The organism is Mesorhizobium sp. M0047 (genome assembly GCF_040323315.1).
Taxonomy (GTDB): Bacteria; Pseudomonadota; Alphaproteobacteria; order Rhizobiales; family Rhizobiaceae; genus Mesorhizobium.
In genome coordinates, this window is record NZ_JAMYUW010000033.1 from 70,008 (window position 1) to 80,891 (window position 10,884).

10 protein-coding genes are annotated in these 10,884 nt (G+C 62.8%); all 10 read right to left on the reverse strand.

Annotation, left to right across the window (positions count from 1 at the left end):
• Nucleotides 1-72: 72 nt before the first annotated feature.
• Nucleotides 73-642, reverse strand: a complete 570-nt coding sequence (locus tag NKJ89_RS25855) for a DUF1254 domain-containing protein (protein WP_352606723.1) — start codon at nt 640-642, stop codon at nt 73-75.
• Entirely contained in the window at nt 635-1,219 is a 585-nt protein-coding gene (locus NKJ89_RS25860; protein ID WP_023760480.1) for a DUF1214 domain-containing protein, read from the reverse strand. The genes NKJ89_RS25855 and NKJ89_RS25860 overlap by 8 nt, the downstream gene beginning before the upstream one ends.
• Nucleotides 1,220-1,628: 409 nt before the next feature.
• Nucleotides 1,629-3,782 carry a transglycosylase domain-containing protein gene (locus NKJ89_RS25865; protein WP_352606725.1) on the reverse strand — a complete coding sequence of 718 codons (2,154 nt, stop codon included), beginning with the start codon at nt 3,780-3,782 and terminating at the stop codon, nt 1,629-1,631.
• 248 nt (nt 3,783-4,030) lie between these two features.
• Nucleotides 4,031-5,275, reverse strand: a complete 1,245-nt coding sequence (locus NKJ89_RS25870; protein WP_352606726.1) for a Zn-dependent hydrolase — start codon at nt 5,273-5,275, stop codon at nt 4,031-4,033.
• Entirely contained in the window at nt 5,272-6,114 is an 843-nt protein-coding gene (locus NKJ89_RS25875) for a BtpA/SgcQ family protein (RefSeq protein ID WP_352606728.1), read from the reverse strand. The genes NKJ89_RS25870 and NKJ89_RS25875 overlap by 4 nt, the downstream gene beginning before the upstream one ends.
• The gene (locus NKJ89_RS25880) at nt 6,111-7,022 is read right to left on the reverse strand and encodes a ribokinase (protein WP_352606730.1); all 912 of its coding nucleotides are present in this window, start codon (nt 7,020-7,022) and stop codon (nt 6,111-6,113) included. Before NKJ89_RS25880 ends, NKJ89_RS25875 begins: the two co-directional genes overlap by 4 nt.
• Nucleotides 7,023-7,024: 2 nt before the next feature.
• Nucleotides 7,025-7,795, reverse strand: a complete 771-nt coding sequence (locus NKJ89_RS25885) for a glutamine amidotransferase (protein WP_352606732.1) — start codon at nt 7,793-7,795, stop codon at nt 7,025-7,027.
• A gap of 30 nt (nt 7,796-7,825) precedes the next feature.
• Nucleotides 7,826-8,914 carry a phosphotriesterase family protein gene (locus tag NKJ89_RS25890; RefSeq protein WP_352606734.1) on the reverse strand — a complete coding sequence of 363 codons (1,089 nt, stop codon included), beginning with the start codon at nt 8,912-8,914 and terminating at the stop codon, nt 7,826-7,828.
• Nucleotide 8,915: 1 nt separating this feature from the next.
• The gene (locus NKJ89_RS25895; RefSeq protein WP_352606736.1) at nt 8,916-9,935 is read right to left on the reverse strand and encodes an ABC transporter permease; all 1,020 of its coding nucleotides are present in this window, start codon (nt 9,933-9,935) and stop codon (nt 8,916-8,918) included.
• Nucleotides 9,932-10,729, reverse strand: a complete 798-nt coding sequence (locus NKJ89_RS25900; protein WP_352485862.1) for an ATP-binding cassette domain-containing protein — start codon at nt 10,727-10,729, stop codon at nt 9,932-9,934. The genes NKJ89_RS25895 and NKJ89_RS25900 overlap by 4 nt, the downstream gene beginning before the upstream one ends.
• Between the last annotated feature and the right edge of the window lie 155 nt (nt 10,730-10,884).

Genomic DNA, 10,884 nt, shown 5'->3' on the forward strand with positions numbered 1-10,884 from the left:
GCGAGCCGCTCTAACCCTTTGTTTTGACGCAATTCCGGACGGAAAACCGTTTCACACTTTCCTGGAATTGCTCTAGAAGTCCTGCAGCTCGCAGGAACTCTGCGCGAAGAAGCGTGACACGCTCGGCTTCCAGCTGTCATCGGGCACGAAGGCACGGATGACGAAGATGCCTTCCTCGATCGGCGCTTCGACAAAGATCGCTCCCTGAAGCTCCTCGGGAAGCTCCTTGCGCACGTCGATCATCTGCGCCGGCGTCAGCACGACGGCATCCAGCACGCCACCGGTCGCGGTGTGGTCGTTGAAGGAATAGATGTTATGGCCGCTGCGGTCATAGACCGACACCGACCAGAACGGAACATGTCCAGGTGCCTTGATCCGGACCATGCCCTCGCCCAGGTCGAACCGGCACGCCGTTGCGTAAAACAGCGGATCGACGGATTTCACCACGGGCGCGCCACCAGCTTCGGCATCGAGCCGGGTCATCTTGTAGAGATCCGACGCCATGGACAGACGCGACCAGGCGTCGCGTTCGGAAAATTCAGGCACCAGAAACAAGACGACGATGTGCACGATGCCGGCGCCGAGCAGGCCGAGCAGGACCGCATGAAAAACCCTACGCATCGCCGCATACAAACTACGCATCGCAGCCGACCTTTACGATCCGCGGCAGCGAAACGTCCGAGAGGCCGGTGCTGCTGGCGATCGGCGTGTCGTAGAAGGTCAGCACGAAATACATCCTGCCGAAACCGTCGGTCAGCAGCCAGTTGCCCGGCATCGGGCGATGGCCGGCGGAAATGATGACCGAATTGTCGGGCTGCCGCACAACCCCATAGGATTGCAGCGCCGCAAGTCGGGGTCTGCTGGTTTCGACCACGCCGAGCGACTGGTCGGCGGCATAGAGCGTCCAGAACCGTGCCGTCGGAAAACCACCCTCGATCGTGTAGGTGCATTCGCGCTTGAGCTCGGCGCCGCCCGCGTCGCGCTCGGCCACGAAGGACAAGCCTTCGGCGCGGCCGAGCGCAAGCACGCCCTCGCGCGCCACGCGGGCCTTGGAATAAGGATCGGCGGACGGCGTGCCGATGTCGGGAAAGGCCCTCCATTGGCCGATCCGGATGGCGCCGACACCATCCTGGACCTTGAGCGCATACCAGACGCTGCCGCCGCCGCCGACGATGGCTATGGCAAGCGAAAGCAGCGTCAGGAAGGCATTCTTGAGCATGAGGGGCCGGGGACAAGAAGAGTTGCCGCTCGGAGATATCGCGGCGTGGGGGCTTGTGGCAAGCGGCGGGCGTGGGATTACAGGGCAACGAACCAGGGTTGACGGGTTCCTTCGCAGCCTTCGCTGGCGCGTAGGCTGACGGAGCATCAAACGAAAAACCCGCCTGCGCGGCGGGTCACTGGCGCAAATCAGCACCATAGATAAATTTGTACCATAGCTGAGGTCACGAAGTCAAGAAAAAATTCCTATCGTGAAAAGCTGCCGGCACAAAGCTGCCGACACCGCCGAACTGGCTGTCGTCAGGTCTTTCGTCAACTTGAGTTCGGAGCCCTACGTGGGATTGCCGACAAGCGTTGTGGTTAGGCGCTGCTTTCGCTTCTCCACCGGGCAGAGGGAAGAGGCAAGCCAATCACAGTGCCGACAGCGTCTCCGGCGGTTGGGGCGCATTGAGGACGGGCGCCGACTGGAACAGCCTGGACATGTCTCGCAACGTCTGCGTCGTCCGGCTGGACAGCACCGCCGGCCGTTCGGCCGCGGCATCGGCCGCCGCCTGCGCGTCGCTCTTCTTCTGCGCTTCCTCCGCCTTGGCAGCGACCTCCTCATCGACAAAGGGCTTGTCGATGCCGGGAATCGGCTTCAGGTCGATGTTCTGGTGCGCGTAGACCATCAATCGCTGCCACACCATCGCCGGCAGCGAGCCGCCCGTCATGTTCTTCGTCGGCGTGAAGTCGTCGTTGCCCATCCACACCGCTGCCGTGTAGTTGCCGGTGAAGCCGACAAACCAGGCATCGCGGTAGGATTGCGTCGTGCCGGTCTTGCCGGCGACGACGATGTTCGGGAGTTGGGCCCGCCGTGCCGTGCCCATCACCGGTACCGCCGCCAGCATGGTGTTCATCGATTTCAGCGCTTGCTCGGACAGAACCCGATGTGGCGGCGGCGCATCCTTGGCGAAATCATAGACCACGTCGCCGGTGCGGGTCACCAACTGGGTGATGCCGTGCCGCGAGCCGACGAAGCCGTTATCGGCGAACACGCTGTAGCCCGTCGCCTGGTCCATCACCGTCATGCCGGAAGTGCCGAGCACCATCGTCTTGTGCGATTCGAGCGGCGATTCCACACCCATCGCCTCGGCCATGGCCTTGATCGGGCCAATGCCGAGATAGTCCTTGGCCAGGCGCACCGGCACGGTGTTGATCGACTTGGCCATTGCCACGATCAGCGTGACATTGCCCGCCGAGCCGCCGCTGTAATTGTGCGGCGACCAACTGCCCCAACTGATCGGGCCGCCGGAAATGATGGAATTGGGCGTGAAACCGTGTTCCATCGCTGTTGCATAGACATAGGGCTTGAACGATGAGCCGGTCTGGCGAAGCGCCTTGGTGGCGCGGTTGAACTGGCTGGCGCCATAGTCGCGGCCGCCAACGATGGCTCTCACGGCGCCGTTGGTTTCGATGACGACCACCGCGCCCTCGGTGACGTTATATTCCTTGCCGAACTGGCGCAGGTGGAATTCCACAGATTCTTCCGCCGCCTTCTGGATGTTGGCGTCGAAGGTGGTGTGGGCAACGAGCGAATGCTGACCCGGTTTTGCGATCTTCTTGACCTCGTCGAACGCCCAATCGAGGTAATAGTCCGGGCTCTTCTGTTCGCCGCGATCGACGACGTCGGCCGGGTGCAGCCTTGCCTGCAAAACCTGGCCCTCGGTCATGAAACCGGAATCGACAAGGTTGGACAGCACCACATTGGCGCGCGCACGCGCCGCCGGCAGGTTGATATGCGGCGCATATTTGGTCGGTGCCTTGAACAGGCCGGCCAGCATCGCCGCCTCGGCGAGGTTCAGGTCCTTGACGCCTTTGCCGAAATAGAAGTCCGCGGCCGCCTCGATGCCGAACGTGCCGCCGCCCATATACGCGCGGTCGAGATAGAGTTGCAGGATTTCCTTCTTCGACAGATTGGCCTCGAGCCACAGCGACAGGAAAGCTTCCTTGATCTTGCGCTCCAATGTGCGCTCATTTGTCAGGAACAGGTTCTTGGCCAGCTGCTGGGTGATGCTTGAGCCGCCCTGGACGACGGAATTTGCCCGCACATTCTCGAAGATCGCGCGTGAAAGGCCCAGCACATCGATGCCGTAGTGATCGAAGAAGCGGCGATCCTCCGTGGCGAGAACCGCCTTGATCACATGATCGGGCATCTCGTCGACCGGCACGGAATCGCGCTGGATGATGCCGCGCTGGCCGATCTCGTTGCCGTAGCGATCGAGGAAGGTGACCGCGAAGTCGCCCTGGGCGCGCCAGTCGCCGGCTGTGTCCTGGAAAGCTGGAATGGCCAGCGCCAGCATCACCACAATGCCGCCGGCGCCGAGCGTGAAACCTTCGCTCAGCAGTTCGATGATCCCGCGACGCCAGCCGCTGACGCGGAAGCGCCGCGAAAAGATCGTCGCGGATTCCCAGAATTGGCGCGCCTTGAAACCGATCTCGTAGAGCGAGGAATCGATCCACGCGTCAAGCGCCAGCAGCCGGGTGGCGATCGGACCTCTTCTCTTGCGTGGTTCAGGACTGGCCATTCGGAAATCCGGCTCGCGATTGCACGACCTGAGGACCGCAAACCGGCAATTTCAGGGCGATGTGCCGTCCCGACTATTCATCCATTTTCCGACACCCACAAGGGCGGTGAGGACACAGCTGCAAGGTTTGTTGGTGCAAGGGCAAGGGCAGGCATGAATGGCGATCGCCGCCGCCTCGAAACCGGGCGCCTCGAGCTCGCCGGCCCGAGGTTGGCGCAATCAGCCTGCCAGAGCAGTGCCTTGAACGATCATCGCGGCGAGGCTGCCGCGATAGCCGCCTGGAGCAGAACCCGCGCGCCGGTAATCGCGTCGGCGGGCTCCACATATTCTGCCTCGTTGTGGCTCAGCCCGTCACGGCACGGCACAAAAATCATCGCGGCAGGCGCCACCCGGGCGAGGAACAGCGCATCATGGAATGCCCCCGATATCATCTGCTTGTGCGGCAGCCGCAGGGAATTGACGGCCTCCTGGACGGTTTTGACCATATCGGGAGAGAATGCCGCCCCGGGCATGTCGAACGACCGCCTGATCATTGCCGTGCAATGCTGAGCCTCTGCCTCCGCCGCGCAGACCTGGCGCAGTTCGGCTTCGATGGCATCGAGCCGCTCTACCTGCGGGTGTCTGATGTCGACGGCGAAGACCACCGACTGCGGTATGGCATTGATCGACCCCGGCTTGGCGGTGACCCGGCCCACCGTCAGCCTTGCGCTGCTGTCGAACGGCATGACCGTCGTCTGCAGCCTGTGCATCGCGGCAACGGCCGCGACCATCGGATCCCTGCGGTAGGCAAGGTCGGTTGTGCCGGCGTGGCCGGCAGCGCCCTCAATGGAGACTTCCAGCCACCGAGTGCCTTGCACGGCGGTGACGATACCGATCGGCAGCCCCTCCTTTTCCAGTGATGGTCCCTGTTCGATATGGAGCTCGATAAAGCCGGAGATCGGCATGCCGAGAGGGCGGAGGATTGCCTCTGGCAAGGCGGAGATGGTTGCCGCGAGTTCCTCTGCGAGGGACGCACCGTCGCTGCCGACTATGGATTGCCATGCTGAAATATCGGCCCCAGTGAAGGCCATGGAGCCCATGACGCCCGGCGCGAACCGGCTACCTTCTTCATTGGCCCAGGCGACGACCTCGATCGGCATTCGAGTTTCGGCCTTCGCGTCCTCCACGGCTTCGAGCGTCTCGAAGGCGGAAAGCGTGCCGAGCGCTCCGTCGAAGCGCCCGCCGGTGGGCTGGCTGTCGAGATGGCTGCCGATCAGCAGCGGCGGCAGCGTGGCATCCATCCCCTCGCGGCGGATGAAGAGGTTCGCCATGGCGTCCTGAAAAACCGCGAAACCACGCTCGAGCGCCACTTCCGCCAGCAGGCGCCGGGCGCTGCGATCCTCAATGCTGAATGCCTGACGGTTTACGCCGCCGGCTCGCGTCGCGCCGATCCGGGCGAAAGCATCGAGGCGGCCCAGCAGCCGCTCGCCGTCGATCTCCGGCACCAAAGTCACCGCTTGAGGCCTCGGATAAAGCCGTTCACCCGTTGAGGGTCGACCTGGTTCCACCAGACGCCATCGTGCTTAAGCGAACTGGCGACAATGACGCCGTCGACGATGTCGAGGATATCGTTGGCGTTGTCGGTCGTCACCCCGCTGCCGACAAGCGTCGGGAGTCCGGCGGCGTCCTTGATCATCCTGATGTAGCCGAGATCAGCGGCGTGGCCGGTGCGCTGGCCAGTGGCGATCACCGCGTCGGCATCGAAGAACACCAGGTCCTTGACCTGTTCCTCGACCGGCCGGTCGCCGACGATGGCGTGCGCGCCATGCTTGACATGGGCATCGGCGAAGATGCGGATGCCGTTGGCCCTGAGCCTGGCGCGGAAGCGCATGGCGCGCGCCGCCTCACCTTCGATGAGGCCCTCATTGGCGACATAGGCGTTGGCCCACTGATTGACGCGGACGAAGGAAGCTCCGGAGGCACTGGCGATCGAAAGCGCGGGAATGGAAGCATTGGCAAGCACGTTGATACCGATCGGCCGGCCGAGTTCCCTGCGGATCCGGTCTGAGACGACGGACATGTAGGCGGAAGTTTCCGGCCCGATATCATCAGGCTTGGCAAACGGAACGTCGCCGTGGTTCTCGACGATCACGCCATCGCAACCGCCATGCAGATAGGCTTTGGCGTCGTCGAGGCCACGTTGATAGATGGCCTCGACCGCTTCGCCATCATAGCGCGGCGCACCTGGCAGGGGTGCCAGATGAACAACGCCGATCACCACCTTGCTTCTGCCGAAGATCGACTGCAGCGCATCATTCGTCACCTGGCCGACCGGTTTGGAGGATTTTGTCATGCGGTTTCCGCTTCCGTCGTTTCCATGAGCAGTTTCATCTCCTGCCTGTCGGGGCAGGAGCCGAGCGTGCCGGCGCGTCCGACCGAGATCGCTGCGGCACGGACCGCGATCCGCGCTGCCACGGCGAGGTCCATGCCGGCTGCAAGACAGCCGGCGAGGCAACCGCAGAAGACATCGCCTGCGCCGCTGGTGTCTACCACAGCCACCCTCGGCGCCACGAACCGGTCAATCCGTCCTGCGCCATCGCCGACCAGGCAGCCGAGCGCGCCAAGCGTCACGATAGCGGTTCCTGCGCCTTGGCGGATCAGTTCGCGGGCTGCCGCGTCGGGATTGCTCATTCCGGTCAGTTGCGCCGCTTCGCCGGCATTTGCGATGGCGACGCTGACGTCGCTCAAACCCGGTGTATTGCCGGCCGCAAGCGGGCTTGGATTGAAGATCGTCATTGCCCCCGCACCCCGCGCTACCTTTAGGCAAGCGGTCGTTACATCCGGATCCAGGTTACCCTGAACCACGACGATGTCGCCGTGTTCGATCGAGCGGATAAAATCGCCGTCGGCCAGGGGATCGAAGGCTGCGGCGCAACTGGCGCCGGTGACGATGAGGTTCTCGCCCCGCGCATCGACCATGATGGTCGACCGGTCGCTGGGCAGTTGCAGCATCGTCAGATGGCTGGCATCGAGATCGCGGCTCAACTGCTTTGTGATCCAGGCTCCGGCGGCATCGTTGCCGATCGCCGCACGGAAGCGGACATCGGCTCCGGTGCGCGCCGCGGCCACCGCCTGGTTCGCACCCTTGCCGCCAAGCCCGTCGGCATGCTCCGAAGCGTTCAGCGTCTCGCCTGGCGCCGGAAAACGGTCCAGGCGAAACGTCGTATCGACGCAAACATTGCCGACGACATGGACGCGCATGGCTAGTCCCTGGCCGTTGCCCAGCCCAGCATCTGTTCGAACAGCGTCTTGTAGCCATTCCAGGCGATGAAGCCGGGCGGCAGCCAATGCGGGCCGACATCAGAGGTCCAGGCGACGGTGCGGCCCTGGCCATATTTGCCGGTCACCAGCAGTGGCATCGAGCGGTAGTCGGAGGAAACGGTGGCGAGAACTTCCGCACCATCCTTGACCGTGACTTCGTTGAAGCCGAGCAGGATCGGCCAATCCTTGCCGAGGCCCTTAAGGATCGGATGGCTCTGCGGGCCGACAACGACCGGCGCATAGCCTTCCGGAACCTCGACGCGGTCGTCCACCGGCAGGCAGGTGACCGGCAGAACGTCCTCGACCGGCGTCTTGTGATAGCGCGCGCCCCCATTGATGCCCTGGAAGCTGTAATAGCCGCCGAACATCAACAGGCCACCGCCATTGCCGACATAGTCGCGCAACAGGCGCAGCCGGTTCGGAGTTGGTTTGGAGTGGACCCAGGTGTCCGGGTGGAGCAACAGCGTGTTGGCACCAAGATCGGAAAGCACGACCGCGTCGTAGGCCGAAAGCGTTTCCAAGGTCTGCGGAAAGTTCCGCTGTGCCTCATGCGCCGGCATGAAGGTGACGTCGAACGGACCGTCCTTCAGCGCGGCCAGCAGTTCGTCGGCACCGGTGTGATAGGTCACGGTCGGAAACTGGTCGAAGCCTTTGATGTGGGTCGCGGTCGAGACCCAGGACTCGCCTGCGAGAAGAATTTTCTTCCTGGACATATAGACTCCTGCCTTGTTTGGAGCCGCGGCTCAGAGGCCCTCGGCGAACACAGTCTTTGGATTGTCGACGAGCATCGTATCGATTGCCGATTGTTCGACACCATGGCGCTTCAGTCTCGGCACGAAATGCTTGAGGATGAAGCCGTAGCCGAAGCCGCCGAAGCGGGTCAGCATGATCTTGAGAAAAACATCCTGCGACAGCAGAATCCGGTCGAGCAGCCCCATGTCGATCAGCGAACGGATCGCCCGTGCATTCTGCTCGTCGGACGGCGACTGCGCATCCTGGTCGGCATAATAGAAATCCATGCCGATCATGTCGTATTCCAGGAAGGCGCCGCGCGCGGCGAGGCTTTGCTGATAGGCAAGATCGTTGTGGCTCGGGTTCATGTGGCAAAGCACCGTATGCCGGAGATCGGCGCCTTCCGCCTCGACCACGTCGAGCACGTCATGCGCCAGCCGCTCCCAGCCGGGCAGATGAATGGTCAGCGGCACGCCGGTGATCTTGGCCGCGCGGGCCGAAGCCCGCAGTGACTTGCGTTCCTCGTCGGTGAAATCCTTGCTGACGCCGACCTCGCCGATGATGCCGGCCATGATTTCGGGTTGCGTCGATCCGCCGCCGACGTCGTTGACAAGGAATTCGGTGACCTCGTCGACGTCCATCGCTTTCAGCCAGACGGGGTGGGTGTGCTGCAGGTAAAAACCTGTCCCCATGACGATCCGCAACCCCGAGGCGCGGGCAATGCGTGCGAGCTTCACCGGATCGCGGCCAATGCCGATATTGGTCGCATCGACCACGGTGTGGCCGCCGAGCGCCCGGTATTTCGCCAGCTCCGAAAGCGCCAGATCGCTATCGTCGAGCGAGACGTTGTCGCGGTTCATGTAAGGGTTCATCCGCAGCTCGCCGATGATCTCCATGCTGACGGGCTGCTCGGCGATCTTCTTCTCGTCGGGATGGCAGGGGCATTTCCACGATTTCGCGCCATCGATCAGGATATGCTCGTGCATCAGCGTCACGCCCATGTCGGCGATCGCGACGGGGCCGGTAACGGTCATCACGGTGCCGGAGCGGACACCGATGGGCGCCCGTTCCCTTGGTTTGTCGTCGAACAGATGATCCATGTCAGCGGCTCCGCGTTGCGCCCTTGAACAGCCGGAAATTCAGCCAGATGGCAACGAGGATGATTGTGCCGGTGACGATCGGCGTCAGGAAGGGCGACATGTGCGCCAGGATCAGGCCGTTGCCGATAACGGCGACGGTCAACGCGCCGAGCACGGTGCCGATGATCGTGCCGCGCCCGCCGAACAGGCTGGTGCCGCCAAGCACCACGGCGGCGATGACATCGAGTTCGAAACCCTGGCCGGAATTCGACGAGCCGGAACCGAGCCGGGCGGCAAGAACAATGCCTGCCACCGCCGCCGCCATGCCTGACAGGACATAGACGAACAGCGTCATGAAGCGCGTATCGACACCGGCGCGGCGCACGGCTTCGGCATTGGCCCCGATGCCTGTGACATAGCGCCCGAATGGCGTCTGGTTGAATGCGAGATAGGCGACGATCAGGACGACAAGGGCGAGCAGTGCCGGTACCGGCACACCGAGAAACCAGGCCCTGCCGATGTTGACGAAGAAACTGGTCGGCTCAACCGGGATAGAATAGCCACCGGTGATCAGCAACGCCACGCCGCGGATGATCGAGAGTCCGGCAAGTGTGACGATAAAGGCCGGTATCCGCTCATAGGCGATGAAGAAGCCCTGCAAAACCCCGATCGCCGCGCCGAGTGCCAGCATGGCAACGACGACGAGCGGCCACGGCAATCCGGACTGCAGCAAGACAGCCGACAGCGTCGCCGTCAGCGCCAGCACGGACCCGACCGAGAGGTCGATACCGCCGGTGGTGATGACGAAGGTCATGGCTGCCGCAACGATCAGCAGCGGCGCCGACTGGCGCACGATGTTGAGCAGATTGGGCGCTGTCAGGAAGGAGCCGGTGGTCAGCGAGAAGACCACGCAGACGACGAGGAAGAACAGGGCTATCGAGACGACGCTGCCATTGGTTATCGCCATGTCCTTCCAGGTGGTGTTGTGGACGCGTTTGGGCGGCGAGGCGCTGATATCCCTGGGTGATGACGTGACATTCATGGCTGCGCTGCCTCATCACGGCTGGCGCGGGCCGAACGCGCCGTGAATTTGCGGCCGACGATGAGGTTGACGACCTCTTCGATGCTGGTGTCGCCGATCTTGCGTTCGGCGACATTGCAACCCTCATACATGACCTGGATGCGATCGCAGACCAGGAACAGATCCTGCAGCCGATGGGTGATGAGGATGACGCTGACGCCGCGGGCGCTGACGGCGCGGATGAGCTCCAGAACCGCTTCGACTTCTGCCACCGCAAGGGCCGCCGTCGGTTCGTCCATGATCAGCACCGATGGATCGAAAGAGGCGGCGCGGCCGATGGCAATCGACTGGCGCTGCCCACCGGACAGGTTTTCGACCTTGAGCCTGGTATCGGCGATGACGATGCCGAGCCGGTCGAGCATCTCACGCGTCTGATCATGCATGCGCTTGTTGTCGAGAAAGGGGACGCCGAGAACGCGGCGGCGCGGCTCGCGGCCGAGGAAGAGATTGCCCGCCACATCAATCGTGTCGCAGAGTGAAAGATCCTGATAGACCATCTCCACCCGTGCGGCGCGGGCATCGGCCGGTGAGGAAAAGGAGACAGCCTTGCCGTCGATCTCGATGGTGCCGGAGTCCGGAATGACCGCACCGGACAGAACCTTGCTCAAGGTGGATTTGCCGGCTCCATTGTCGCCGACCAGGCCAAGCACCTCGCCAGGCTTCAGGTCCAGCGAAACATCGTCCAGCGTCTGGATGGGGCCGTATCGTTTGGAAATACCGGTCATCCTGACGCGGTAGGATTCGCCATCGCTCATCACGGTTCCAGTTCTCAAGCCAGCAAGTTCAATCGGTCGCCGCGACCCCCACACAACCCAACAGGGATATAGACGCCCCGACGCGCCGGGTCGGTACTACAATAAAAAAATCATGGAAAATAACAAAAATTAAATGGTAAACAAAGTTTAAAGAA